Annotated in this window: 21 protein-coding genes; 13 read left to right on the forward strand and 8 right to left on the reverse strand. The window is 56.9% G+C overall.

Annotation, left to right across the window (positions count from 1 at the left end; translation table 11 throughout):
• Positions 1-197: 197 nt before the first annotated feature.
• On the forward strand, positions 198-644 hold the full coding sequence (locus CLV87_RS11645) for a lipocalin/fatty acid-binding family protein (protein WP_099245487.1): 447 nt from the start codon (positions 198-200) through the stop codon (positions 642-644).
• A 21-nt stretch (positions 645-665) separates the two neighbouring features.
• A complete protein-coding gene (locus CLV87_RS11650; RefSeq protein WP_099245489.1) occupies positions 666-2,069 on the forward strand; it encodes a carnitine 3-dehydrogenase in 1,404 nt (467 codons plus the stop codon).
• Position 2,070: 1 nt separating this feature from the next.
• Here the strand turns inward: CLV87_RS11650 and CLV87_RS11655 are convergent, their stop codons facing one another.
• Positions 2,071-2,820 carry a hypothetical protein gene (locus CLV87_RS11655; RefSeq protein WP_099245491.1) on the reverse strand — a complete coding sequence of 250 codons (750 nt, stop codon included), beginning with the start codon at positions 2,818-2,820 and terminating at the stop codon, positions 2,071-2,073.
• A gap of 135 nt (positions 2,821-2,955) precedes the next feature.
• Here CLV87_RS11655 and CLV87_RS11660 point away from each other — a divergent pair, with 135 nt between their 5' ends.
• Complete coding sequence (locus CLV87_RS11660) at positions 2,956-3,831, forward strand: glycosyltransferase family 2 protein (RefSeq protein ID WP_099245493.1); 876 nt, start codon at positions 2,956-2,958, stop codon at positions 3,829-3,831.
• 114 nt (positions 3,832-3,945) lie between these two features.
• Here the strand turns inward: CLV87_RS11660 and CLV87_RS11665 are convergent, their stop codons facing one another.
• Entirely contained in the window at positions 3,946-4,479 is a 534-nt protein-coding gene (locus CLV87_RS11665; RefSeq protein ID WP_133840764.1) for a hypothetical protein, read from the reverse strand.
• Positions 4,480-4,712: 233 nt separating this feature from the next.
• Entirely contained in the window at positions 4,713-6,092 is a 1,380-nt protein-coding gene (locus tag CLV87_RS11670; RefSeq protein ID WP_099245497.1) for a M20/M25/M40 family metallo-hydrolase, read from the reverse strand.
• Positions 6,093-6,368: 276 nt separating this feature from the next.
• Here CLV87_RS11670 and hemA point away from each other — a divergent pair, with 276 nt between their 5' ends.
• From hemA to ispG, 3 genes are all read left to right on the forward strand, one after another.
• On the forward strand, positions 6,369-7,592 hold the full coding sequence (gene hemA / locus CLV87_RS11675) for a 5-aminolevulinate synthase (RefSeq protein WP_099245499.1): 1,224 nt from the start codon (positions 6,369-6,371) through the stop codon (positions 7,590-7,592).
• 94 nt (positions 7,593-7,686) lie between these two features.
• Positions 7,687-9,414, forward strand: coding sequence for a helix-turn-helix domain-containing protein (locus tag CLV87_RS11680; protein ID WP_235871911.1), 1,728 nt, complete (start codon positions 7,687-7,689; stop codon positions 9,412-9,414).
• A 106-nt stretch (positions 9,415-9,520) separates the two neighbouring features.
• A complete protein-coding gene (ispG, locus tag CLV87_RS11685) occupies positions 9,521-10,648 on the forward strand; it encodes a flavodoxin-dependent (E)-4-hydroxy-3-methylbut-2-enyl-diphosphate synthase (protein ID WP_099245501.1) in 1,128 nt (375 codons plus the stop codon).
• A 75-nt stretch (positions 10,649-10,723) separates the two neighbouring features.
• On the opposite strand, the gene CLV87_RS11690 is transcribed toward ispG, so the two are convergent.
• Entirely contained in the window at positions 10,724-11,503 is a 780-nt protein-coding gene (locus CLV87_RS11690; RefSeq protein WP_370739637.1) for a DsbA family protein, read from the reverse strand.
• Positions 11,504-11,522: 19 nt separating this feature from the next.
• Complete coding sequence (locus tag CLV87_RS11695; RefSeq protein WP_235871913.1) at positions 11,523-12,851, reverse strand: M48 family metalloprotease; 1,329 nt, start codon at positions 12,849-12,851, stop codon at positions 11,523-11,525.
• 57 nt (positions 12,852-12,908) lie between these two features.
• Here CLV87_RS11695 and CLV87_RS11700 point away from each other — a divergent pair, with 57 nt between their 5' ends.
• The 3 genes from CLV87_RS11700 to CLV87_RS11710 all read left to right on the forward strand — a co-directional run bounded on the left by CLV87_RS11700 (position 12,909) and on the right by CLV87_RS11710 (position 18,025).
• Complete coding sequence (locus CLV87_RS11700) at positions 12,909-14,066, forward strand: pyridoxal phosphate-dependent aminotransferase (RefSeq protein WP_099245504.1); 1,158 nt, start codon at positions 12,909-12,911, stop codon at positions 14,064-14,066.
• A 91-nt stretch (positions 14,067-14,157) separates the two neighbouring features.
• Positions 14,158-15,372: an N-acetylmuramoyl-L-alanine amidase gene (locus CLV87_RS11705; RefSeq protein ID WP_099245506.1), complete on the forward strand. Its 1,215-nt coding sequence runs from the start codon at positions 14,158-14,160 to the stop codon at positions 15,370-15,372.
• Between the two features lie 103 nt (positions 15,373-15,475).
• The gene (locus CLV87_RS11710) at positions 15,476-18,025 is read left to right on the forward strand and encodes a penicillin-binding protein 1A (protein WP_099245508.1); all 2,550 of its coding nucleotides are present in this window, start codon (positions 15,476-15,478) and stop codon (positions 18,023-18,025) included.
• On the opposite strand, the gene CLV87_RS11715 is transcribed toward CLV87_RS11710, so the two are convergent.
• Positions 18,022-18,858, reverse strand: a complete 837-nt coding sequence (locus tag CLV87_RS11715) for an aminoglycoside phosphotransferase family protein (protein WP_099245510.1) — start codon at positions 18,856-18,858, stop codon at positions 18,022-18,024. The two genes, CLV87_RS11710 and CLV87_RS11715, sit on opposite strands and share 4 nt — an antisense overlap.
• Positions 18,859-18,938: 80 nt before the next feature.
• Here CLV87_RS11715 and prfB point away from each other — a divergent pair, with 80 nt between their 5' ends.
• Together prfB and CLV87_RS11725 are read left to right on the forward strand one after the other, a co-directional pair.
• Positions 18,939-20,066 carry a peptide chain release factor 2 gene (gene prfB / locus CLV87_RS11720; RefSeq protein ID WP_099245512.1) on the forward strand — a complete coding sequence of 376 codons (1,128 nt, stop codon included), beginning with the start codon at positions 18,939-18,941 and terminating at the stop codon, positions 20,064-20,066.
• 202 nt (positions 20,067-20,268) lie between these two features.
• Positions 20,269-21,069: a DUF2189 domain-containing protein gene (locus CLV87_RS11725; RefSeq protein WP_099245514.1), complete on the forward strand. Its 801-nt coding sequence runs from the start codon at positions 20,269-20,271 to the stop codon at positions 21,067-21,069.
• 65 nt (positions 21,070-21,134) lie between these two features.
• Here the strand turns inward: CLV87_RS11725 and CLV87_RS11730 are convergent, their stop codons facing one another.
• Entirely contained in the window at positions 21,135-21,956 is an 822-nt protein-coding gene (locus CLV87_RS11730; protein WP_099245516.1) for a helix-turn-helix domain-containing protein, read from the reverse strand.
• A 224-nt stretch (positions 21,957-22,180) separates the two neighbouring features.
• On the opposite strand from CLV87_RS11730, the gene CLV87_RS11735 reads away from it, so the two are divergent.
• Positions 22,181-22,483 carry a hypothetical protein gene (locus CLV87_RS11735; RefSeq protein WP_099245518.1) on the forward strand — a complete coding sequence of 101 codons (303 nt, stop codon included), beginning with the start codon at positions 22,181-22,183 and terminating at the stop codon, positions 22,481-22,483.
• Positions 22,484-22,553: 70 nt separating this feature from the next.
• Here the strand turns inward: CLV87_RS11735 and ilvN are convergent, their stop codons facing one another.
• The gene (gene ilvN / locus CLV87_RS11740; RefSeq protein WP_099245520.1) at positions 22,554-23,114 is read right to left on the reverse strand and encodes an acetolactate synthase small subunit; all 561 of its coding nucleotides are present in this window, start codon (positions 23,112-23,114) and stop codon (positions 22,554-22,556) included.
• A 112-nt stretch (positions 23,115-23,226) separates the two neighbouring features.
• On the opposite strand from ilvN, the gene CLV87_RS11745 reads away from it, so the two are divergent.
• Positions 23,227-25,332 carry an ATP-binding protein gene (locus tag CLV87_RS11745; RefSeq protein WP_099245522.1) on the forward strand — a complete coding sequence of 702 codons (2,106 nt, stop codon included), beginning with the start codon at positions 23,227-23,229 and terminating at the stop codon, positions 25,330-25,332.
• The last annotated feature ends 4 nt before the right edge of the window (positions 25,333-25,336 follow it).

Raw genomic sequence — 25,336 nt, forward strand, 5'->3', positions numbered from 1 at the left:
GCAGCTCCTGAATCGTTAATTCCAATGACGGCCTTCACCCTGCGGCGCAAATGAGGCAGGTTTTGGCCCATGAGACGCCTTGCGCATGACTACATTCGGTTTGCGCATGAAAAACCGGCTGATTTGGCGTTTAGTCAGTAACTGATCCTATAGGGGGATGGATGCACGCATCTTGTTTATCGTTATTTTACAGGGGGATGTGTGGTGGTCTTCTTGTTTTGGCTACGGCTTGCACTCCGGTAACCATGTTGCCCGAATTATCCATTCCTCTGCGCAATCCAACGGCTCAGATCGCCTCGCAGGTGGATGTGACGACAGAGCGGCTGGCGGGGCGCTGGCAAATTGTCGAGGCGGCAGGTGTGCCGGTGGGCAGTGAATTGGTGGTGAGTGACGGGGTGATGCGGCTGGGAGAGGTCTCTCTGCCTTTTGTCGCCACAGGGCCGGGACGGTTTCAGCTGGGTGAGGAAGAGATCTGGGTGCATTGGTTGGATATCAACAACCGTACCGCCGCCATGGGGGAGCCAGGCGGCGCGCGCATGTGGATCATGGACCGCACCGGCAAGCCCGGTGAGCGCCTGAAAGCGGCGCGCGAGATTTTGGATTGGTACGGCTATGACCTGACCCGCATGGAGCGCGCGCGTTAGGCCAGACAAGGGAGAGGCGCTTTGGAAAAGATTGCAGCGATAATCGGTGGCGGTGTCATTGGCGGCGGTTGGGCGGCGCGTTTTGCCCTGATGGGCTGGCAGGTGCGGGTGTTTGACCCGGATCCCGAGGCCGAGCGCAAGATCGGTGAGGTCATGGCCAATGCCGAGCGCGCCCTGCCGATGCTCTACGAATCCCCAATGCCCAAGCGCGGCGAGATCACCTTTCACGACACGATTGCCGAGGCCGTGGTAGGGGCGACCTATGTGCAGGAAAGCGTGCCGGAGCGGTTGGAGATAAAACAAAAGGTCTATGCCGAGCTGCAAAAGCATGTGGCCGAGAATGCGGTCTTGGCCTCTTCTACCAGCGGGTTCAAGCCGTCCGAGCTGCAAGAGGGCGCGGCGCGCCCGCAGCAGATCCTGGTCGCGCATCCGTTTAACCCGGTTTACCTGCTGCCGCTGGCCGAGGTCGTGCCTGGGCAAGCCTCTCTGGAAGTTATTGAAAAGGCGTCAGAAACCCTGCGTGACATCGGAATGTACCCGCTGCATATCAAGGCCGAGATTGACGCGCATGTTGCGGACCGCCTGCTCGAAGCGGTCTGGCGCGAAGCGCTTTGGCTGATCAAGGACGGGATTTGTACCACTGAAGAGCTGGACGACGCGATCCGCTATGGCTTTGGTCTGCGGTGGGCGCAGATGGGCCTGTTCGAGACCTATCGCATCGCCGGTGGCGAGGCCGGGATGAAGCATTTCATGGCGCAATTTGGCCCGGCGCTGAAATGGCCCTGGACCAAGCTGATGGATGTGCCCGAGTTCAACAATGATCTGGTTGATCTGATTGCAGGGCAGTCCGATGATCAATCCGGCCATATGTCGATCCGCGAGTTGGAGCGGCTGCGCGACAACAATCTGGTGGCCATGATGCGCGCCCTAAAAGGGCAAGAGGCCGCGGCCGGTAAACTGATCCGCGACCATGATGCTCGGCTGCGGGGGCCCTTGGCGGACGAGGTGCCTTTGGTCACCGTGCGCCGAACCGTTCCTGTGGATTGGGTCGATGTGAATGGTCACATGAATGAAGGGCGCTATGGGCAAGTGTTCAGCGATGCCTCAGAAGAGTTGATGGCCCATGTGGGCGCGGATCGCGCCTATATCGATGCGGGAAACAGCTATTTCACCGCTGAAACCAACATCAAGTATCTCGATGAAACCCTTGTCGGGGAAGAGTTCTTTGTCGAAACGCGCGTCGCTTTGGGTGAGGGTAAGAAGCTGCGTTTGCTGCACGAGATGAAGCGCGCCTCGGATGGGGCTGTCTTGTCAAGCTGTGATCAATTCCTGCTGCATGTCTCGTTGGAAACGCGCAAATCCTGCCCGCCTTTGCCAGACGTTCTGGCGGCGGTTGAGGCTTTGGCGGACAAGCACGCAGGGTGACTTAGCCGTAATCGAAACCTAATTGGGCTTCGAGATCAGGGGAAACCTGGGCGCGTAGGAACTCCAAATCCTGCGCGCTCATCTCTTTTGGCGTGGGCAGCCTTGGCTCAACCGATGGCAGGAATTTGGACCCCAAGCGTTTGATGACCGGGCGGTATTCAGTGTCCCATGCGGGCAATGACAGATCGCCCTGTAACTCTGCCAGAAAGCTCTCTGGCGCTTTTTGCACCGCGTCCAATCGGCAAAACACCAAAGTGCAGCCGCGATTGAAGAAGGACAGCAGCCCTTGCAGCTTGGCGGTGCGCATTTGAAACAGGTTGGCGAAGGGCGCGCCAGTCAAAGGGTGGCGGTCATGTTGCAGGGGTTGGCCCGCGCCGCCCAGCTCTTTCACCTGCGGGAAATAGCGCGGGCGGTCGGCGATGGTGGCCCATTCGGCGCGGATGAAATGTGAAAAGGGTAGGGCCTGCATCACCGGGGGGCAATGCCAAGGCTTGGCATGCATCGACAGCGCCCAGGCCCGCGCATCGCGCACCACGCAGATCACGGCAAAATGGGCCGGGATCGCGGTCATATGGGGAAAGCCGTGTTTCCAGCCAAGATCCTCGCTGGGTTTCAGATGCGAATTGCGCCCGATCAGCCGTTTGACAAAATTGGTGCCCGAGGAGCGCTCTCCAAAAACCTGGATATGGGTCGGGGGCATCGATCCCGGTTGGATCTGCCAGCCTTTTTGCTGAAACTGCTCGGACAACATGGGGTTTTCCCAGTGATATTCTGTGGTTTTTGATGTTTGTGCGCCACGTTAGCGGGGATTGCGCAGAAAGGCGATTCTCAGCCGCGTGGCAATCCGCTAATGTTGCCGCAAAACAAACAAGAATGAGGCCAGCAGATGCAATCGGTGGCAGCCGCTCTTACCATGGTGCGCGATGACGCGTTTTTCCTGAAAGCCTGGCTTCGACATTACGGCGAGGTCTTTGGCCGCGAGAATTGCTATATCGTCAATCATGGGCGCGGCGAGGCGGTCGCTGAACTGGCCGCAGGCTGCAACATCATCGGCATCCCCGGCGATCCGCATCCAAATTTCGACATGAAACGCTGGCGTATGCTCAATAATTTTGTGCAGGGGCTGCGTTGTTACTACGATCATATCGTGGTGGGCGATGTGGATGAATTGGTGGTGGTTGATCCAAGCGATGGTCGTAACCTGTTGCAATACCTCAAGGATCAGAAACCTCGTCAGGTGCTGACGCCGCTGGGGTTAGAGGTGATCCACCGCATCGATCTGGAACCCGAGGCGATCACCGATCACATCATTGGCCCGCGCCGCCATGTGCGCCTCGCCCCGCATTATTCGAAACCCTGCATCACCAGCCACGGCGCAAAGATCGCGCGGGGCGGGCATTTTACTCAATATGACAAGCTCAACACGCCGGATGAGCTTTATCTGTTTCATCTGAAATTCTGCGATTTTGCCGAATACGCCTCGGTCATGAATGCGCGCAATCAAGTGACGCAAGATGTCGGGGTCGGGGTCAAGGAGGCGTCGATCGGGCGGCATTGGTTTGCCGAGGCGCGAGGCGAAGATCGCGCGGTGTTCGAAGCCTTTTCACAGCTGCAAATGCAGGAGCATTTCGACCTGGGCTGGGTGCGCAAACGGATGTATCGCAGTTGGGAACCACGCGGCGATACCGGGTTTTATCACTTTAAACGTCCAGAATATGACGCGCAGTTTGTGCTGCCCGAGCGGTTCAACGGCGTGATTTAGAGCGTTTCCAGTTCACATTGGATCAGCTTTCGCAGCCTTTCGCCTTAGGCTCAAACGCAGAAAGCCGATGCATTGCTTCAACGAAAACTGGAAACGCTTTGGGGTCAGGACCCATTAATTCCCGCGCGAGGACACAAAGGCAACCTGCGTCAGGTTAACCTCGGGCATGTCGATCTCCATCTTGGCGCTGGCGCTTTGAATGAAGGTCTGGGAATTCTCGTCCAACATCGCAAACCCGGCCTGCCAAACGGAGGGTGGGGTAAAGATCATCACCATGGCGGCCAGGCTTCCCATCAGGATACCGCCGGAGTTTTTCTTGCGCGCGCCATTTTGGAACAGAAAACGCATCACATGCGCGCCCAGCATGACAAGCGAAGCAGCGATAAAGACCGACAGGCCGCCCATGACCCAGATGTGATATTCCTGCGGCAGGTTGCCCTTGTGCAAAGAGGCCTCAAGGATTGGGCGGTTTTGCAGCAGGGTGATGACCAGATAGACCCACCCAAATCCCAGTAGTGTTGCGCCAATTGGGCGCGTCGCGCGCGCATCCATCTGAACGCAATTACCGGTTCGGTAAAAGTGAGGATCAACCCGGCGAATACGTTGCCGGAAGTCCCGGTGAGTGAGTTTTTTGGTCGTACGCAGCATGTCGATAGAATTATCCAACGATTGAGGCAAAGCTAGGATCAAATACGGCGAAAATGACATATTTATCTTTGAATGTGTAAAACTTTCCCGGTGACCTAGGGTCAGGAATGCTTGTTTTATTAGGTTTTGACCGCCGGACCGTCACGGGTTTAGGAAATTAACTGCGGGTTAACCTTAATGAATTTGGCCGAATCGGGGCGAAAAGGGAGAGCACGATGCTCTCCCGCGCCAGTTCAGGCCTTGGTCGAAATCGCGTCCAGCACCCGCGCCCAGGAACGGATGCCCTTGTGGAAGCTTTCCACATCGTATTTCTCGTTTGGCGAATGCAGTTGGTCGTCATCTTTGCCCCAACCGACCAGCATGGAATCCATGCCCAAGATCGTCTCGAAATACCCGGCAACAGGGATCGAGCCGCCGCATCCGGCAAAGGCAGCCTCGTGGCCCCATTCCGCGCCCAGCACCGAACGCGCGGCCTCAAAGGCCGGGTGGGCGGTGGACATGTGACCGGCAGAAGACGCGCCATGGTCGGAAAATTCCACCTCGACATCCTTAGGCAGTTGCGATTGCACCCAAGCACGGAAATCTTCGCGGATTTTGTGCGGATCTTGCTGTCCAACCAGACGGAAGCTTACCTTGGCGTGGGCTTTGGATGGGAGAACGGTTTTGAAACCGTCACCAAAATAGCCCCCCCAGATGCCGTTCACTTCGGCGGTGGGGCGCGACCAGATCATTTCGATGGGCGAACGATCTTGCTCACCGGCGGGTTCAGACAGGCCGACATCGCCTAGAAAGGCGCTGTGATCAAAGTCCAAGGCGCGCCATTGCTCCGCGATATCGGCAGGCAGTTCTGGAACACCATCGTAGAAGTTCGGCACCTGAATGCGTCCATTCTCATCATGCAGGTTCGCAAGAATGCCCGACAGCACCCGGATCGGGTTCATCGCAACGCCACCATACATGCCAGAATGCAGGTCTTTGTTGGCGGCGGTGATGGTCAGTTCCTCGCCCAAGAGCCCGCGCAATTGCGTGATGATCGCTGGCACGCGCGATTCGAAGAGGCCGGTGTCGCAGATCAGGGCGATATCGGCCTTTAGCTCGTCTTTATTCTGCTCAAGAAATGGAACAAGCGAGGGCGAACCGCTTTCTTCTTCACCCTCAAAGAAAAACGTGATTCGGCATGGCATCTTTCCGAACTCGGCTTTCCAGGCCCGACAAGCCTCGACAAAGGTCATCAATTGCCCCTTGTCATCCGACGAGCCGCGGCCACGAATGACCTGGCCTTTGGCGGTTTCCTCGATCTGTGGGTCAAACGGATCATTGTCCCAAAGCTCAAGCGGATCGACCGGCTGCACGTCATAATGACCGTAGAACAGCACATGCGGACCATCGCCCTCAACATGGCCAACAACCATCGGGTGGCCCGGTGTTTCCCGTGTTTCAGCGGCAATGCCGATGGATTTCAGATCATCCACCAACCACTCTGCGGCCTTGCTACATTGGGGTTTGTAGGTTGGGTCCGTGGAAATGGACGGGATCCGCAGCAGATCCAGCAACCGCTCGATTGCGTTGGGCAAATCGTCATCAATGCGCGTCAGGACAGCATCAAGAGACATGGGGAGGCACTCCTAATTTTTGGTTGGCGCGACCCTATCAAAGGCCGGTCCACTGTCCAGAGCACAAGGCAAAGTTTCCGATAGGCGACCACAGGTGGGGTATGCCGGACTGGGCCGGGTGATAAGCTTGACGTAAATCAAGGATGCGACCCTTGGTCCCCGGCTAGACCATGGACATAAAGATGCGTGGAAGATATCTATTCGTGAAATTGAATGCAGGAACTCGCTGCAAGGGTCGCTGCCGCGCTCAGGCCCATAACAAGAAGGAGGTCACCGGTGGACTACACCGCGAAACTCGACGAAGCCCTTAATCGCCTTCATGACGAAGGTCGCTATCGCACCTTCATTGATATTGAGCGCAAGAAAGGCAATTTCCCGCACGCCACATGGCGTAAGCCTGACGGGACCGAGCAGCCGATCACAGTCTGGTGTGGCAATGACTATCTTGGCATGGGCCAGCACCCTGTTGTGCTTGAGGCGATGCATGATGCGTTGGACGCAACCGGCGCAGGCTCAGGCGGCACACGCAATATTTCCGGCACCACGGTTTATCACAAGGCTTTGGAAGCCGAACTTGCTGATCTTCATGGCAAAGAGGCGGCTTTGGTCTTTACCAGCGCCTATGTGGCCAATGACGCAACTCTGTCGACGCTGCCCAAGCTGTTCCCGGGATTGATCATTTATTCCGACGAATTGAACCACGCCTCGATGATCGAAGGTATCCGCCGCAATGGTGGGGCCAAGCGTGTGTTCCGTCACAATGATGTCGAACATCTGCGCGAGCTGATGGCGGCTGACGATCCTGATGCGCCCAAGCTGATCGCCTTTGAATCGGTCTATTCGATGGATGGTGATTTTGGCCCGATCGAAGCGATCTGTGATCTGGCGGATGAATTTGGCGCGCTGACCTATATTGACGAAGTGCACGCTGTTGGCATGTATGGCCCGCGCGGTGCCGGTGTTGCCGAGCGTGATCGCCTGATGCATCGTCTGGACATTATCAACGCGACCTTGGCAAAGGCCTATGGCGTGGTTGGTGGCTATATCGCAGCCAGTGCAAAAATGTGTGATGCGATCCGCTCTTATGCGCCCGGTTTCATCTTTTCCAGCTCCATGCCTCCGGCTGTTGCGGCAGGGGCCTGCGCTTCGGTGCGTCACCTGAAGCATGACAAGAAACTGCGCGAACAGCACCAGACACAGGCCAAGATCCTCAAGACCCGTCTCAAAGGTCTGGGCATGCCGATCATCGATCACGGCTCGCATATTGTTCCGGTGATTGTTGGCAATCCTGTGCATACCAAAAAGCTGTCGGATATGCTGCTGGACGGCTATGGCATCTATGTTCAGCCGATCAATTTCCCGACCGTTCCTCGCGGAACCGAGCGTTTGCGCTTTACCCCATCGCCGGTTCATGGCCCGGACGAGATGGATAAACTCGTTCACGCTATGGATGAACTTTGGAGCCATTGTGCGCTGAATCGTGCCGAATTGGCCGGGTAACCTGCGGAAAACCTGTCATAACTATTGCGATATGGTAATGTGAACGCAATAAGTGAGCGACTCGAATCGAGTCGCTTGCAGCGAGCAGGCGTTAATGGAACAGGGTTCAAGCGGGGCAGTCTGGATGATCGGGCGCAAATCCCAGGATAAGCCACAGGTGGTGGAGGAAACTCCGCAGGGCTTTGACGACTTCACCCTGTCGCTCGGGGATGTGATGCGGGGTGAACGCGCGACCTTGGGCAAATCCCTGCTGGATGTGCAGCGTGAATTGCGTATCAAAGCCAGCTACATCGCTGCTATCGAAAATTGTGATCCTTCTGCCTTTGATACGCCCGGCTTTATTGCCGGCTATGTGCGGTCTTATGCGCGCTATCTGGGCATGGACCCCGACGAAGCCTTTGAAGCCTTCTGCGCCGAAAGCGGATTTTCCGTGGCGCATGGCATGTCCGACAAGGCTTCGGTCGTTAAGAAATCTGAAGACAGCGCCTTGCGCCCTCGGGCACGCGACCCCTTGGCCGAGCCCAAGATGCCCTTCGCTCCTGTTGGCGATTCCGTCTTGTCGCGGGTCGAACCCGGCGCGATTGGCTCATCCCTGGTCTTGCTCGCCTTGATCGCGGGCATTGGCTATGGCGGCTATACCGTTTTGCAAGAGGTGCAGCGCGTTCAGGTGACACCGGTTGATCAAACCCCTGTTGTGCTGAGCGAGTTGGACCCGATCGCCGCCGCGCGTGGCACAGCTGCGCCTGTCGCTGAAACCAACACTGTTGGCCCAACTGTCGCGGCTGTCGGGCCAACCGGGGCAGGGGTGTTCACCCCGCCAACCTCTGAGGCTTTTGATCGCTTGTACCGTCCTGAGGCGCTGGATGTGCCGGTGTTGGTAGCGCGTGATGGGCCGATCTCGACACTTGATCCGGAAAATGTCGGCGTCTTTGCTGGCCAGGCGCGGGGTGACCTGCCGCAGGTTCAGGATAGCAGCCTTGCTGCGGCTGCCCTGGCCGAAGGGCTGGCCGCGCGTCCGGGGGAGACGCCGCTTGCCTTGGCGCAGGCACCTGTTCTTGACAGGCAGGGCGTTACCATTGTCGCCGCACGCCCGGCTTGGGTGTTGATCAAGGACGAGGCAGGGAAAACGCTTCATACCGGGATCATGAATGCGGGCGACACCTATGTCGTTCCGGCAGATGCCGCGACGCCGCGCATGCAGATTGGCGAATCCGGCGCGATCTATTTTGCTGTGAATGGTCAAACACTTGGCCCCTCCGGCCCAAATGGCACCGTGACCGAAAACGTGTCACTCACCGCGCAGGATCTGACGGATCGCTATGCGCAGGCTGATCTGAGCAGAGACAAGGATTTGGAGACGGTTCTGGTTGAACTTGACATCCAAAGCCGCCCGACAGTTGCCCCTATGGCGGTTGCCACTGCCACTCCGCAAGCCCCTGTTGCGCCAAGCATTCCCAAGGTTCTGGCCGATCCGCTGCCCGGTGTGACCGTGGTCGCCATGGCGGAAACCTGGGTCGAAGTGACATCTCCTTCGGGAACCAAGCTGTTTGCCGCGACCTTGCAAAAGGGCCAAAGCTATAGCGTGCCGCAGACCGAACAGGCCGCAACGATCTTTTCCGGCAATGCTGGCGGGGTTTATTTCGCGGTGAACGGTCAGACCTACGGCCCCTATGGCAAAAGTGGTCAGTTTGGGCGCAATCTGACCTTGTCTCCTGACGCCATCACCCAGAAACTGGCTGTGGCTGATCTGACCCGGAACCCGGAATTGGCCAAGGTCGTGGCTGAGCTGGCTGTTCCGCGCGTCACACCGGGCAACCGCTAGGGCAGGACCCTGAGTCTTTCCTGAATTGTCGCAGGCTCTGCGCTGGCAATGGCCCGCGCGGCGCTCTATGTATGGCGCAAACACTTCCGTCACAGGATGCATTCCGATGAGCCTCAACCACGTCCGCCCTTGGCGCAACATTTATCGCCGGACCTCCCGTCAGATCATGGTGGGCAATGTGCCGGTGGGAGGCGATGCGCCGATCTCTGTGCAAACCATGACCAATACGGTCACCACGGACATTGCCGGCACCATCGCGCAGGTTCAGGCCGCTGCCGAGGCGGGGGCGGATATTGTTCGCGTGTCTGTGCCTGATGAGGACAGCGCGCGCGCCCTCAAGGAAATCGTGCGCGAAAGCCCGGTTCCAATTGTCGCCGACATCCATTTCCACTACCGCCGCGGTATCGAAGCGGCTGAGGCGGGGGCGGCTTGTCTGCGCATCAATCCCGGCAATATCGGGTCCGAGGCACGGGTCAAGGAGGTGATCCAGGCCGCGCGGGATCATGGCTGTTCCATTCGGATTGGTGTGAACGCTGGCAGTTTGGAAAAGCATCTGCTTGAAAAATATGGTGAACCTTGCCCCGACGCGATGGTCGAAAGCGGCATGGATCACATCAAGATTCTGCAAGATCATGATTTTCATGAGTTCAAGATCAGCGTCAAAGCCTCGGATGTGTTCATGGCCGCTGCTGCTTATCAACAACTGGCGGAGCAAACCGATGCGCCGATCCATCTGGGGATCACCGAAGCTGGGGGATTGACCTCCGGCACGATCAAATCTGCGATCGGTATGGGAAATCTGCTCTGGATGGGGATTGGCGACACGATCCGAGTCAGCCTGTCCGCTGATCCGGTGGAAGAGGTGAAAGTCGGCTATGAGATCCTGAAATCTTTGGGTCTGCGCCATCGCGGCGTCAATATCATCAGCTGTCCCAGCTGCGCGCGCCAGGGGTTTGATGTGATCAAAACCGTTGAGACGCTGGAGAAGCGGCTTGAGCACATCAAAACTCCTATGAGCCTGTCGATCATTGGCTGTGTTGTAAATGGCCCGGGCGAGGCGTTGATGACCGATGTTGGTTTCACCGGCGGTGGTGCCGGTAGCGGCATGGTCTATCTCGCGGGAAAAGCCAGTCACAAGATGAACAACGACCAGATGGTCGATCACATCGTCGAAGAGGTCGAGAAAAAAGCCGCATCTCTTGAGGCCGAGGCGGCCAAGGCTGCGGCTGAATAATTCAAGCTTAACTTGAGGGGCTGTTAGTAAGCCTGTGAAAGCGCAGAAGGAAATCCTTCCGCGCTTTTTGCGTCGTTAACCGTTCTGGCGCAGCTCAGCAATAATTTCCAGCATGGAATCCAAAGGCACATAGCCACGGACCATCTGATCCCCGAAGGCAAAGCTGGGGGTGCCGTTGATGCCCATCTTTTGGCCCAAGGCGCGGGTTTCCGAGATGCGGCGCGTGACTTCTTCGCTTTCCATTTCGGCCCAAATAGCATCGCCATCCAGCCCCAATGTGCCCGCCAAGCGCACCAAAGGGCCTTTGCCGGGATTGCCCTTCATGGCGATCAGCGCCTCGTGAACGGCTTTATAAGCCTCATCCCCGGCAACAATCTGGGTTGCGATGGCAAAACGTGAGGAAATCAAAGACCCTTCGCCCAGGATCGGATATTCCTTGACGATCAAACGGATATTGCCGTCTTTGGCAATCAATTCAGCCACTTCCGGGTGCGCTTTGCGGCAATAGCCACATCGGTAGTCTAGGAATTCAACCACGGTGATGTCACCTTCGGGATTGCCGCCAACCCAGCTATAGCCATCGTTATACAACGCGTCGAGATTGTCAGCGACCAGGGTCTCGTCCGCGCGGGCCTGTTGTGCAGCCTGCTGTTCCTCGTAAAGCGCGGCGGCTTCGAAAATCACGCCGGGGTTTTTGAGCAGATAGGCGCGCACGGCCTCACCAAAAGCGGCTTTTTGATCGTCGCTCATATTGGACAGGTCAAATTCGTCGGCCATGGTCATGGACCCAAGGCCGATTGCGGCAGCGGCAACTGTTCCGAAAAGGGTCGCGGACAAAGGGCGGGGGTTGAACATCGTCACTCCAATCTAGATTTTAGCGCCGCTTGCGCTGGGATTGTTTCGCAGCATGTAGCACGTCCTGCGCACGCTGCCATGGGCTGGACCCGCGTGGCAAGCGGTCTGAGGCACGTTTTGCGTGTAATTCCGCATCTTTCCATCGCCCGCGCAGCGCAAAGCGTTCGGCTGTTGCCAAGGATGCCAGCGCCGGTTGTCCGGTTTTCGCGTAGGCCACGCTGAGATCGCGTAATAGGCCCGCGTTGAAAAAGTCGCGCCCACGCGCGGTTTCTAAGGCTTTCAACGCTTCCTTGGGGCGGTTGGCCGCCAAAAGAGCACGCCCCAAACCGCCAGTGATCAAAGGTTCGCGTGGGGCGCGGTTGGCCGCGTTGCGATAGACGGCCACCGCTTGATCAAAATTGCGTGATTCCAAGAGGATCTGCCCTTTGAGCTCCATGAGATACGGATCATTGGGGCGCAGCGCCAGGGCGGCGTTGATGTCTCGAATGGCTTTTTTGGCATTGGGAGAGCGGTGATGCGCCACCGCCTGCCGCATCAAAGCGATGTCCTTGGAAGCGCTGGAGCCGGCGCGGCGTAGCGTCCAACTGGGTGCGCGTTTGAACGCCGTTAATTTACCACGCATCCGAGCAAACCAATATTCTGCATTCGGGTCGCGTTTGCCGCCCGGATTAGCCGCAACCAACCCTTTCAGCGCGCGCAGCCTGTCCCGGCTTAGTGGGTGCGAGCGCACATAGGGGTCTTGGCGCGAGGTTGACAGGGCCTCTTGACCACGGAAAAGCTCTTGGACTTCGACAGCGCCCTTGGGATCAATCCCGGCGCGTTTCAAATAGCGCACTGACGCGATATCGGCCGAGGATTCTTCGGCGCGGGTATGGGCAAGAAAGATGCGCTTGGCCGAGTTTTGCGAGCCAAGAGCAATGGCCGCTGCCGCGCGCCCATCGGACGAGGCCGCCCCAGCCGCCGCCGCCAAAAGCATGCCCAGCCCGGCGGCTGTGCGCGCAGTGCGCAAATTGCCTAGGCGCCGAGTGATATGGCCATTGGCAATATGCGCGGCTTCATGCGCAATCACCGCCTGCAAGGCGGCGGCGCTGTCCAGCTTCATGATCAGCCCGGAATGGATGAAGATGTGCCGTGTATCGACCACAAAGGCGTTCAGGCTGCTATCATTCACGACCAACAGCCTGACCTGAGACGAACTTAGCCCAGCCGCCGTCAGGATCGGCGCGGCCAGTTGTTTCAGCCCATATTCGATATCCGCATCGCGTAGCAAAGATACGCTGGCCCGCGCAGGGGCCGCGAATAGCAGGGTCAGCACGAGGACCACACTCATCAATCTGGAAAGGATCATTGCACTTAGCCCCTGTCGCTCCTAAGCCTCGGTTAAGCGCACAGTAGAGAGGGCGGTATGCGGAATTCAAGCCGAGGGGCGGTAGATCCCTTTATCGTGATGGATGTCATGGAAGCAGCGCGGCAGGCCGAGGCTGAGGGACGTCACATCATCCATATGGAAGTTGGGCAGCCCAGCACGGCCGCACCGGCAGCGGCGCGCGATGCTCTGACACAGGCGATGCAGGATGACGCGCTGGGATATACGGTTGCCTTGGGTATTCCAGCACTTCGAAAACGTATCGCAAGCCTCTATAAAGATTGGTATAATGTCGATCTTGATCCCGCACGTGTGGTTGTGACGCCGGGGTCTTCTGGCGGGTTTGTTCTGGCCTTTACAGCCCTGTTTGATGCGGGTGATCGCGTGGTCCTGGGCGCGCCTGGCTATCCGTCTTATCGCCAGATCCTCAAGGCGCAGAACCTGGTCCCGGTCGAGGTTCAGACCTCGGCAAAGAACCGCTTGCAACTGGTGCCCGAGGATCTCGCTGGGATCGATTATGAGGGGATCATGGTCGCATCGCCTGCGAATCCCAGTGGCACGATGCTGGGTCGACCCGAGCTAAGTGCCTTAATCGAAACCACCCAGGCCAAGGGTGCGACGTTTTTGTCGGACGAGATTTATCACGGCATTGAATACGAAAAGAAAGCGGTGAGCGCGCTTGAAGTCTCGGATGATGTCTGCGTGATCAATTCTTTTTCCAAGTATTTCTCCATGACAGGCTGGCGGCTTGGCTGGCTGGTTTTGCCCGAGCCGCAGGTGCGTCAGGTCGAGCGATTGGCGCAGAACATGTTCATCTGCGCCCCCCATGCGGCGCAGATTGCGGCGCTTGGGGCCTTGGAGGCCAAGGATGAGTTGCAGGCGAATATGGATGTGTATCGTAAGAATCGTCAGCTCATGCTCGACGGGTTGCCCGCCGCCGGGTTTGACCGCATCGCGCCACCTGATGGGGCGTTTTACGTCTATGCCGATATCAGCCACATCACTGATGACAGCGCAGCGTTTGCCCGTGCCATTCTGGACGAGGTCGGCGTGGCGGTGACGCCGGGCCTGGATTTTGATCAGCAACGCGGGGCAGGGACATTGCGCTTTTCCTATGCCCGATCCAGCGCCGATATTGCCGAAGGGTTGGAGCGCCTTCGACGTTTCATGGCCAAGCATGGGCATATTCACGCCTGATCACAGGCGCGGGCTGGTGGCAAAGCTGCAAAAAAGCTAGGCTTTGGGAAAAGACCGGGCCGATCGGCCTTGGATAAATCAAGAGCATGTGATGAGCAGAATTCTTCTTTTCCTGGCCCTGATCCTGTGGTCCGCCGCGCCGTTGCGGGCGCAGGATATCGGGGCGCTGGCGCGTTATCAGGGCGGTGGCTTTGACGAGGCGTTTTGGGGCGGCGAAACCCGGTTAAACCTCGAGCTGAGCCAAGGCGTGCCTTGGCGGGTGTTCACGCTGAGCGATCCGGCGCGATTGGTTCTGGATTTCAAAGAAGTGGATTGGTCTGGGGCCAATGCGCTGACTATGGATGACAGCGAGGCGGTTTTATCTATGCGCATGGGCCCCTTTCGCCCCGGATGGTCGCGGCTTGTCGCTGAATTGGCCGGGCCGATGAAGGTGGACACGGCCAGCCTTGAGATTGAACCGCATACGTCGACGGCTTTGCTTCACCTGATACTTGTTAAAACCGATCAGACCGAGTTCGAAGCCCTGTCAGGCATGCCCTTTGATCCGAATTGGCAAATCACCAAGACAGTGGTGCAACGCGCCGCGCCCAAAGAGCCGGGCGGCCCAAAGACCATTCTGCTTGACCCCGGCCATGGCGGCATTGATCCCGGAGCACAGCGGGGCGGTTTGGATGAGGCAGATATCGTTTTGCAATTTGCTCATGAATTGCAAGAGGTTCTGCGCCGCACTGGTGATTACAACGTGGCCATGACGCGCAGTGAGGACATCTTTGTCTCGCTCGAGGCACGGGTGGCAATGGCACATGAAATCGGTGCGGATCTTTTTGTTTCCTTACATGCTGATGCGCTAGAGCAAGGGGTTGCCCATGGGGCGACCGTCTACACATTGGCGGCAGAGGCCTCTGATGCGGCCTCGGCGGCATTGGCGGAACGCCACAATCGCAGCGATCTGCTGTCTGGTGTCGATCTGTCAGGCTCTGACGACCGTGTGGCGCAGGTTTTGCTGGATCTGGCGCGGTTGGATAACACGCCGCGGTCAAAATCCTTGGCGACTCATCTGGTTGGCGGGATCAAAAACGCGCTGGGGCATATGCATAAGAAACCGCAACGCGAGGCCAGTTTTTCGGTTCTAAAATCTGCGGATATCCCTTCGGTCCTGATCGAGCTGGGGTTCCTTTCGACACCGCAAGACCGCAAGAACCTGCAAGATCCGGTGTGGCGCGCAGGCATGGCAGCCGGGATTCGCGATGGGATCGAGGCTTGGGCGCGGGAAGACGAGGCGCTGTCGCGTTTGCGGCGGCAATGACGTGCCGCTTTGTGCTTTCCCCGCGAGATGTGTTTTGACCATCGCAAACTTGGCCTATAATGAGAGCCAGAGCAGTGCATAAACACCAGATCGGGGGTCAGACGTGACCAGGTTCATCCTTTCGTTCTTCGGAGCGATTTTTTCGGTGATCACAATGGGGACCATTATGGTGGCCCTGTCAGTTGGTGCGATTTTCTGGATGTATGGCCGCGATTTGCCAAGCCACGAACATCTGGCCCAATACACGCCGCCCACGATCAGCCGGATTTATTCTACCGAAGGGCAAGTGATTGACGAATTTGCCCAGGAACGCCGCCTGTTCACCCCCGCCGGTGAAATTCCGGATCTGGTCAAACACGCCTTTGTGTCCGCCGAGGACAAGAATTTCTACAGCCACCAGGGCTATGACTTGCGCGGCATTGTTGCCGCCGGTGTGCAGGCGGTGCAATCGCGCGGGCGCGATGTGCGCGGGGCCTCGACCATCACCCAGCAGGTGATGAAGAACTTCCTCTTGTCTGGTGACCGCCGCATCGACCGCAAGATCAAAGAGATCATTCTGGCCGCCCGCGTTGAAAGCGCGCTCTCGAAGGAAAAGATCCTTGAGCTTTATCTGAACGAGATTTTCCTGGGACAGAACGCCTATGGTGTCACCGCCGCCGCGCAGGTCTATTTCAACAAGACCCTGAGCGAACTTGCCCCGCATGAGGCGGCTTTTCTTGCCTCTCTGCCCAAGGCCCCGTCGCAATTCCACCCTGTTCGCAAAAAGGAACGGGTCACCGGGCGGCGGAACTTTGTTCTGAAAGAGATGTATGAGAATGGCTATATCTCATGGGACACCTATCAGTCGGAACGCCTGCTGCCGCTGAAATCGGTTCAGAACGGCGATTACGAACCCTATGCGCGGTCCTTGCCGCCGCGCGATTATTTCACCGACGAAATCCGCCGTCAGCTGAGCCGCGACTTTGGTGAGGAACAGTTTTTCTCGGGCGGCTATTCCGTCCGCGCGACCCTGGACCCGGACATGCAGGTCGAGGCGGCCCATGCGTTGCAACGTTCTCTGGAACAGTATGACCGTGGGCTGGGTCAATGGCGCGGCACCGGCAAAAAGATCGAAGCCGAGCAGTTGGGCAGCGAAGAGGCCTGGCGTGAGGCTTTGTCCAACACCCGCGTCGCCCGAGACGTTGATCTTGTGTCGCAATGGCACCCGGCGGTTGTGCTGGACGTGCGCGAGAATGAGCTGGTCATCGGTATCGAAGGCATCGACCTGAACGATCCGCGCGGCAACCGTGTGCCACGCAAGGACACCAACTGGTTCAAGGGCAACCTGTTTGAAAACTTTGAACGCGGTGATGTGATCCATGTGCGCGAGATGAAGGACGACAATGGCGGCGCGTTCATCCGGTGGACCCTGCGACAGGTTCCGCGCGTTCAGGGTGGCTTTATGGCGATGGACGTCAATACCGGTCGCGTGATCGCGATGCAGGGCGGTTTCAGCTATCAGAACTCGGTCTTCAACCGCGCAACACAGGCGCAACGTCAGCCCGGTTCAAGCTTTAAGCCCTTTGTTTTTGCGGCGGCGTTGGACAGCGGCTATACCCCTGCGACCATCGTTGTTGATGCCCCAATTGAAATCAACACCCCTCATGGTGTCTGGCGGCCCAAGAACGCGTCGAACAAATTCTATGGCCCGACACCGCTGCGCACCGGGATTGAACAATCGCGAAACCTGATGACCATTCGCCTCGCACAAGAAGTGGGCATGGATGTTGTGGCCTCATACGCCGAGAAATTTGGCATGTATGACAATATGGGCCGGGTTCTGGCCAACGCGCTCGGGGCGGATGAAACCACGCTTTACAAGGTCGTCGCGGCCTATGCCATGTTCGCCAATGGCGGCGAGCGTGTGCAGCCCACCCTGATTGACCGGGTTCAGGACCGCTATGGCACCACGATCTTTAGCCATGACGCGGCTGAGGGCAACAAACGTGTTTGCGTCAATTGTGACGATCCGAACCTGACCAGTGGTCGCAGCCCGCGTATCATCAATGATCGCGAACGGGTGATGGACCCGGTGACGGCTTATCAGCTGACCTCGATGATGCAGGGGGTTGTGCAGCGCGGCACGGCGAGAAAGACAGTGAACCTGTCAGTGCCCACGGCGGGTAAAACCGGGACAACCAATGACGCCAAAGACGTTTGGTTTGTCGGCTTTACCTCGAATATCGTGGCCGGTTGTTACATCGGCTATGACACGCCGCGCTCGCTGGGGCGGGGGGCGTCGGGCGGCGGCATGTGTGGCCCGGTCTTTACCCGCTTTATGCAAAAAGCGACCAAGAAATATGGTGGCGGCAAGTTCAAGGTGCCCGAAGAATGCGAATTTGTGAAAATTGACCGCTTCTCAGGCGCACGCGTGGGTGAAGGAGCCAGCGGCGACAATGTTGTCTCGGAATGCTTCCGCGAGTTCGATATCGAAACCATCGTCTTTGGCGGCGCAGGCCTGACCGGCAGCTTTGCGGTCTCTGGCAGCTTTGACCTGATCCGCCCGAATGAGGCGGCAGGCCAAGCGCGTGAAGTCACGACTTCGACAGGTAAGAAAGCCATCGTAGGCCCGAAAGCTGGCTTTGGCACACTGTCCTCGGGCGGGTTGTTCTAAACCTCGTCTGCCAGCGCAAGAAACATGTTCAAAAGGTCGGCCTCTGGGTCGGCCTTTAGCACTCCACCGGATCGCAATGCGATGGAACAGGCACATTTGGCTGCAACCCATTGGGCAAAGCGTTTGGGATCAAGCGATAGCGCTGCACAACAGGCCCGTTGGCGCTGTTTTTGCTGGTCCTTGTCGCGTAGCCATGTCTCGCAACCTTTCGGGTTGCGCAGGGCATTTGCCAGCTCATATTCCGGTTCGCCCAAGACGCCCTTGGCGTCGATAAGTTTGTAACAGCTGCCCGCGCCAATCAGATTGTCGTGATGTAGATCACCGTGTAAGGGGCGGACGTTTCTTTGTGTCGCCAAGAGAGCGCTCGCGAGTTCTTGGGCGCGTTGCATGTCCGCCTTTAGATCGGAGGGGCAATCACTGGCAAAACGCAGGTTAAACAGCCTTTGAAACCAATCAGCCAGGTGCGGCAAACCTGAGATCGGTTGCAGCGTGTGAGCGTGCAACTGTCTGGCTGTGTCTAGCAGACTGTGTTCTTGCATATAATCGCCCCGTCGCAGAGCATCGCCCAACGGCTGCCCTACGACATATTCCATAGCGACGGCGTTTTCCTCGGTGCGATAGATAACAGGCACGAGATTTGGGGCGATCTGGGCCACAGCTTGCATAAAACGCAGGCCAGAGGCTTCGTTGCCCGGGTCCGGGCCGTGATAGAGTTTCAGCACCAAGTCGCGCCCATGGCGATCCTGAACGCGCCATAGAGCGGCGCTCTTGGTCTGGGTCAGTTCCATAGCGGAATGCAGGTCAAACCGCGGCAAAGCTTGTTCTAAATCCATTTCCACCGATACCCGACTTGCCCAGCCTTTCGCCCCTTGCTATCACGCATCACCTGAGGATGTGAGACAGGATCGAACCGATGCGCGCAGAAGCACAGAACAACGTGGAAAAGATCGAGAAATCGCTCGAATTGTTGCGCCAGCGGTTGGATTGGGACACAGCCCAGCACCGGCTTGAGGAATTCAATGCGCGTGTTGAGGATCCGAACCTTTGGGATGATCCTGAGGCGGCCCAAAAGCTGATGCGCGATCGTCAGCTGCTGGTTGACGCGATGGAGACATATAGCTCGATCAAGCAAGAGATGTCGGACAATGTCGAGATGATCGAGCTGGGCGAAATGGAAGAGGATGACGAGGTTGTCAAAGATGCCGAAGAGGCGCTGACAGCTTTGGTTGAAAAGGCCGCCAAGAAAGAGCTTGAGGCGCTGTTGGACGGTGAGGCAGACGGCAATGACACCTTCCTGGAAATCAATTCCGGGGCAGGGGGCACCGAAAGCTGTGACTGGGCCAGCATGTTGGCGCGGATGTATGTCCGCTGGGCTGAGGCGCATGGCTACGAGGTCGAGCTGCAATCGGAAAGCGCGGGCGAAGAGGCGGGCATCAAATCCGCCGCCTATAAGATTTCCGGTCACAATGCCTATGGCTGGTTGAAATCCGAAAGCGGCGTGCATCGTCTGGTGCGGATTTCACCCTTTGACAGCGCGGCCAAGCGGCACACATCCTTTACTTCGGTCAAAGTGTACCCTGTGGTGGATGACAATATCGAGATCGAGGTAAACCCGGCTGATATTCGCATCGATACGTATCGGTCCTCGGGTGCCGGTGGTCAGCACGTGAACACGACGGACTCCGCCGTACGGATCACCCACCATCCCACTGGGATCGTAGTGACCTCATCTGAAAAGTCGCAACACCAGAACCGCGACATCGCCATGAAGGCGCTGAAATCTCGGCTCTATCAGATGGAATTGGACAAGCGGTCTGCCCTGGTGAATGAGGTGCATGAAAACGCCGGGGATGCGGGCTGGGGTAACCAGATTCGGTCTTATGTTTTGCAACCATATCAGATGGTTAAGGACCTGCGCACCAATTACGAAACCTCGGACACCAAGGGCGTTCTGGACGGGGATCTCGACGGTTTCATGGCGGCGACGCTGGCCTTGCAAGTTTCGGGCAAAAGCCGGGCTGACGCGCAATCCGACGACTAAGGTGTCGCGCTTGGGACGCACTTGGCGCTGAAAACCCGTCAACGGGTTTTGCAAATTCCGTGCACGGAATTTCGGCGTCAAGGTTCGCCGTTTCTGCATCAATTGTCGCAGAAGGCCGATTGGATGTCTGGCGTTGTTGCGCGACAAAAACATATCCGCTTTACTGAATGAACATCTGGACTTGTCTCAAGGAGGAGGGGACATGGCCAATTCTTCAGGGCCCGATACACCGCAGCCCGGCGTGCCAACGCTGCGCGCGGTTTCGTTTGACCATCTCAAAGAAGCTTTGTCGCGGGGTTGGTCAGACCTGCGCAAAGCTCCGCTTTTTGCCTTTGTTTTCGCCGGGACTTATGTGTTGTGCGGCTGGCTCATGGCGTGGATCACCTGGTGGACGGGGCAAAGCTATTGGTTGGTTTTTGCGGCAATTGGCTTTCCACTCATCGCGCCGTTCTTTGCGGTAGGTTTATATGACGTCAGCCGGCGGATCGAGCAGGGGCGCCCCCTTGATTGGCCGGAAATCCTGTCGGTCATCATACGGCAATCCAAACGCCAACTGCCGTCGATCAGTGCCATCATCATCGTCGTGTTTCTGTTCTGGTTCTTTGTGGCGCATATGATCTTTGCACTGTTCATGGGGCTGTCGACCATGACAAACGTGTCCAGCTCGCTTGAGGTCTATTTCACCGTGGATGGCATTACCATGTTGACCGTGGGGACAGTCGTTGGCGCGATTTTCGCCAGTGTTCTCTACATGATCACAGTTCTGTCTCTGCCGCTGTTGTTGGATCGCGAGGTGGATTTTGTCACCGCGATGATCACGTCCTTTCAGTATGTACAGGCACATCCGGTTGTCATGTTCGCCTGGGCTGGGTTCATTGCGGTGCTGACATTTGTGTCGATGCTGCCCGGCTTTGTTGGCTTGTTTTTGTCCCTTCCGCTGTTGGGCCACGCCACATGGCATCTCTATGACATGCTGGCCTATGGAACCAAAGCCAAAGCCTAAAACAGAAATGACAGGCCAAATACTGGCCTGCCTTTCCCGGTGAGTGCGACCGTCAACCGGACGCGTCAGGTAAAGTCTTGTCCGACTTTCAAAAGGTTCTTGTGATAGGGGACGAGCCCGTCTTCGTCGCAGAAGCCTGAGACGCGGGCCGCCGCCAAAACCTTGCCTGTATCGGTGCCCAGATATTCATAGACCAACCGTTCGACCCGGCGACCGGCGACGTTTTCACGAACGGTTCGCGTGACATATCCGGCCCAGAAATTGTTTTCAAAGGACGGAATACGCGCCAGATAGTTAAAGGAGGTCGTGGCTGAGCCTTTGCGGCTGACCAATGCGGCAACCCCATCTTCTTGGGGAAGCAGCGCGCCGCGGAACTCGCGTGTTGAGGGGTCAGTCGGCAGCCCTTGTTGGCGCATGGCATCCTTGGCTTCAAACCCTTTCAAAAAGGAGTTGTTGCCGTTGCGGAACACGTAGATCAGCCCCTGAACATATTTCGCATCTTCCATAAAGCTGCGCCGGGCGAAACGGTAAAACCCGCTTGGAAATTCGTCCTCTGTCAGTTTTCTGGACGCGCCGCTGACATATTCGGCAATGGCCGGGTCTGTTAGCAGCCCGCTGGAGGAATTTTCGATTTTCTCAACTGGTTCAAGCAGAATTCGGGCATCCACTTCGAAATAGGAACAAATGCGATGCAAAACATCCGGTCGTGGGAAGCTCTCTCCGGCGAGATAGCGATTATATTGTGTCCGGTTGATACCCAATTCTCGGCAGAGTGCGGATATGGACGCGGCTTGGTTGGACAGTTGACGCAGGTTCGCACCGAGCATGCTGCGAAGTTCCGCAGGGCTTGGTCGTCGGGTCACAGTTTTGGTCAGATCGGAGGGCATGCGCCTTCTCTTTTTGGTTGTTTCTTTCAGGGGATTGGACCCCAGACGTGAAAATTGTCCTAAACTGACACAACACCTGATGCTAATTAGCGGCAATGATGATGCTTACTCGCGCCAATCGTGCAGATTTGCGTCACAAAAATCAAGGACCCGACGCGCGAAAAATCATATTCGAGTCAAAAACTTTCGGTCACCTTAAGAAGGCAATAACCAAAGAGTGCGTCATGGAAGAACGGATGTATGGGGTTGTCCTCTGGGCCGACAAGCAGGATAGCAAAGCGGTAATCTGGTGCGAGGATCACGGAAACCTGGCATATTATTCAGCTGCAGAGCAGAGCGCACATTGCGGCGTTGCCCTGGATGCCGGTGATTTGATTCAATTTGACATGAGTGAATCGCGGGATTGCCGCTATGCCAGCAATCTTGAACATGTCAATTCTGGCTACGCGCCAGACATTGCTGCGAATTTGCAGAGCAAACCGGTTGAACGGAACAACATTGTTCAGTTTCCTGCGGGCCGCGCCTAAAGCGCGTTAGAAAGAAAAAAGGCACCTGTTTTCACAGATGCCTTGAAGTTCTTAACGCTGTGTCGCGTGATTACGCGCCGCGGGCGAGGGCGGCGACACCGGTGCGTGCCACCTCATCAAGGCCTAGAGGACGCATCAGATCGGCAAAGGCGTCGACCTTGTCCGGCGTTCCGGTGATCTGGAACACAAAGCTTTCCAAAGTTGAATCAACAACATGCGCACGGAAAATATCCGCAAGGCGCAGCGCCTCAACACGCTTTTCCCCGGTTCCGGAAACCTTGATCAGTGCCAGTTCACGCTCAACCGAGGCCCCTTCGACAGTCAGGTCATGAACTTCGTGGACTTCGACGATCCGGCCCAGCTGCGCTTTGATCTGTTCAATGACCTGCGGCGTGCCCGTAGTCACAACGGTTATACGCGACAGGTGACCCTCGTGATCGATTTCAGCGACCGTCAGGCTTTCGATATTGTATCCGCGCCCAGAGAAGAGACCAATGACACGGGCCAGGACGCCAGGTTCGTTTTCGACCAGGACAGCCAGGGTATGGGTCTCTTGGATATCAGAAAACGTGGGACGCAGGTTGTAAGCCGAGTGCTTGCTCGAACCTTTCTTGATCTTTAGCGGCGACATGTCAGGCCTTTTCATAAAGTTGCGCGGAAACTGCTTGGCTACTTAAACAATACTTCACGCCCATGCGCCAGTGTCAAATCAGGTTTTAAAAGCGTTTGCGGTAGGATTTGCGATGAGAGATGGGGCCCCGGACCGGCCTCCTATTGGTGGCTTTGCCAAGGTGATTGACAACATCCCGACTGCGGTCGCGGATGTTCTTGGCATTGTACCGATGTGGTTCTGGGAAACCGATTCCGATCATCGCTTTTGTTACTTCTCTGACAGTTGGTGCCGGCTGACCCATGCCAAGAAAGCACCCTATCTCGGCATGTCACGGCGCGACTACTTTGTTAAGATCAGCAAGCATAGCGACGCGGCTAAACAGCATCTTGAGGATCTCGAGAACCATCGCCCGTTTCGTGATTTTGTCTATCGCCATCAGTTTCAAAAAGGACAACTGGACTGGGTGACGACCAGTGGTGACCCTTTGTTTAACGCGGATGGGCAGTTTATTGGTTACCGCGGCGCGGCGATGATCTTGTCCGGGGCTGTCAACGGTTCAAAAAATGCAATCAAGGCCGAGCAGGAACTTTTGAAACGTGCCAATGCGTTGGAAGAGGATGTTGCGCGCCGGCAGGCCGAAACGGAAAAGACCAACCAGTTGCTTTCCGAAGTCGTCGAAGCGATGGGGGATGGGTTGATGGTGACCTCGGGCACCGAGGCCGATGATCCTGACAACAGAATTATCCTGACCAACCGGGCTTATCGCCGCCTCTTTAACCTGCGCAAGGGTGACATCCCTCCGAATATGCCGTTACCCGATTATCTGCAGCTTTTGGCCAGCCGGGGCGAAAGTGCGCGGGTGATGAAGCAGGCCAAAGAGGTGAACCAGATGTTGGCTGCGGGCGAAACCGTCATGATGGAGGTGCCCAGCAGCAACAAGTTCTTTCATACCACCGCAGCCAAACGCCCATCCGGGGGCTATGTTCTGGTGCATACCGACGTCACCGACATGCAGGAACGCAACCTGGCTTTGGCCAAGGCCAAGGATGCGGCCGAGGTCGCCAACCAAACCAAATCCAATTTTCTGGCAACGATGAGCCATGAAATTCGTACGCCGATGAATGGTATCGTCGGCATGGCCGACCTTTTGGCTGACACCGATCTGTCAGTCGAACAAAAGGAGTTCGTAGACACGATCAAAGGATCGGCGGTCGCCCTGACCACCTTGATCTCTGACATCCTGGATTTCTCCAAGATTGAGGCCGGTCGTCTGGAATTGGCCCATGAACCTTATGACATCCGCTCCTTGCTGCGTGAGGTGCGGGATTTGGTTGGGCCATTGGCAAAAGAGCGCGGATTGGTTCTGAACCTCGATATCGCCGACAATCTGCCATCCATGATGATGGGTGATGGGTTGCGGTTGCGGCAGGTGCTTTTGAACCTGCTTGGCAATGCGATCAAATTTACTGACCAGGGTGTCGTCGAGTTCAGCGCCGCCATTAATGAAGGGCTGGTCATTCAGGTGTCCGACAGCGGCATCGGCATCCCCGTGGATCAGTTGCAGAAAATCTTTGACCCGTTTGAACAAGTCGATTCCAGTCAGTCGCGTCAACATCAAGGTACAGGCCTGGGCCTTGCCATCACCAAAAGCCTGATACGCGCAATGAATGGCGACATCTTTGTCGAATCCTCGGTCGGTCATGGCACGGATATTGAGGTGCTGCTGCCTCTGGTTCTTTGCCCTGGTAGTCAACCTTCGAAATCTTTGACCGATGCCGAGGTTGAAGATCTCACCGGGATGCGGGTGTTGCTGGTGGAAGACAATAAAACCAACCAGCTCGTCGTGCGCCGCATTCTGGAACGATGCGGGGTTGAGATCACAATTGCCAATAATGGGCGTGAAGCTGTTGAGAAGTTTGATCCAGATGCCGTTGATCTGGTTCTGATGGATTTGTCGATGCCCCTGATGACTGGGCTTGAGGCCGCGCGCGAAATTCGAGCACGGCAATTGAACCTCGGCTGGCCTTATCGACCCATTTTGGCCCTGACTGGTAACGCCTTTAAACGAGACGAAGACCGGGCGCTTGCGGCGGGGATGGATGGGTTTTTGACCAAACCGATCCGCAAGAAAACGCTTTTGCTCGCCTTGAACCAACATCGCCATACAACAAAAGAAACAGTGCATCCGGTGTTGGAAGCCCTGCGAAAGAAGAAGGCGACAAGGCACACCAATTGAGGCG

Source organism: Pelagimonas phthalicica, from assembly GCF_004364805.1.
Classification (GTDB): Bacteria; Pseudomonadota; Alphaproteobacteria; order Rhodobacterales; family Rhodobacteraceae; genus Pelagimonas; species Pelagimonas phthalicica.

What these genes read in the sequence shown, in the direction of transcription:
- CLV87_RS11680 (WP_235871911.1), top strand. Translation starts at nt 7,687, where the DNA reads ATGGAACAGGGTTCAAGCGGGGCAGTCTGGATGATCGGGCGCAAATCC.
- ilvN (WP_099245520.1), bottom strand. Translation starts at nt 23,114, where the DNA reads ATGTCGCCGCTAAAGATCAAGAAAGGTTCGAGCAAGCACTCGGCTTAC.
- prfB (WP_099245512.1), top strand. Translation starts at nt 18,939, where the DNA reads ATGCGCGCAGAAGCACAGAACAACGTGGAAAAGATCGAGAAATCGCTC.
- ispG (WP_099245501.1), top strand. Translation starts at nt 9,521, where the DNA reads ATGAGCCTCAACCACGTCCGCCCTTGGCGCAACATTTATCGCCGGACC.
- CLV87_RS11665 (WP_133840764.1), bottom strand. Translation starts at nt 4,479, where the DNA reads ATGCTGCGTACGACCAAAAAACTCACTCACCGGGACTTCCGGCAACGT.
- CLV87_RS11670 (WP_099245497.1), bottom strand. Translation starts at nt 6,092, where the DNA reads ATGTCTCTTGATGCTGTCCTGACGCGCATTGATGACGATTTGCCCAAC.
- CLV87_RS11660 (WP_099245493.1), top strand. Translation starts at nt 2,956, where the DNA reads ATGCAATCGGTGGCAGCCGCTCTTACCATGGTGCGCGATGACGCGTTT.
- CLV87_RS11695 (WP_235871913.1), bottom strand. Translation starts at nt 12,851, where the DNA reads ATGATCCTTTCCAGATTGATGAGTGTGGTCCTCGTGCTGACCCTGCTA.
- CLV87_RS11745 (WP_099245522.1), top strand. Translation starts at nt 23,227, where the DNA reads ATGAGAGATGGGGCCCCGGACCGGCCTCCTATTGGTGGCTTTGCCAAG.
- CLV87_RS11690 (WP_370739637.1), bottom strand. Translation starts at nt 11,503, where the DNA reads ATGTTCAACCCCCGCCCTTTGTCCGCGACCCTTTTCGGAACAGTTGCC.
- CLV87_RS11725 (WP_099245514.1), top strand. Translation starts at nt 20,269, where the DNA reads ATGGCCAATTCTTCAGGGCCCGATACACCGCAGCCCGGCGTGCCAACG.
- CLV87_RS11655 (WP_099245491.1), bottom strand. Translation starts at nt 2,820, where the DNA reads ATGTTGTCCGAGCAGTTTCAGCAAAAAGGCTGGCAGATCCAACCGGGA.
- CLV87_RS11705 (WP_099245506.1), top strand. Translation starts at nt 14,158, where the DNA reads ATGAGCAGAATTCTTCTTTTCCTGGCCCTGATCCTGTGGTCCGCCGCG.
- CLV87_RS11735 (WP_099245518.1), top strand. Translation starts at nt 22,181, where the DNA reads ATGGAAGAACGGATGTATGGGGTTGTCCTCTGGGCCGACAAGCAGGAT.
- CLV87_RS11730 (WP_099245516.1), bottom strand. Translation starts at nt 21,956, where the DNA reads ATGCCCTCCGATCTGACCAAAACTGTGACCCGACGACCAAGCCCTGCG.
- CLV87_RS11645 (WP_099245487.1), top strand. Translation starts at nt 198, where the DNA reads ATGTGTGGTGGTCTTCTTGTTTTGGCTACGGCTTGCACTCCGGTAACC.
- CLV87_RS11715 (WP_099245510.1), bottom strand. Translation starts at nt 18,858, where the DNA reads ATGGATTTAGAACAAGCTTTGCCGCGGTTTGACCTGCATTCCGCTATG.
- CLV87_RS11700 (WP_099245504.1), top strand. Translation starts at nt 12,909, where the DNA reads ATGCGGAATTCAAGCCGAGGGGCGGTAGATCCCTTTATCGTGATGGAT.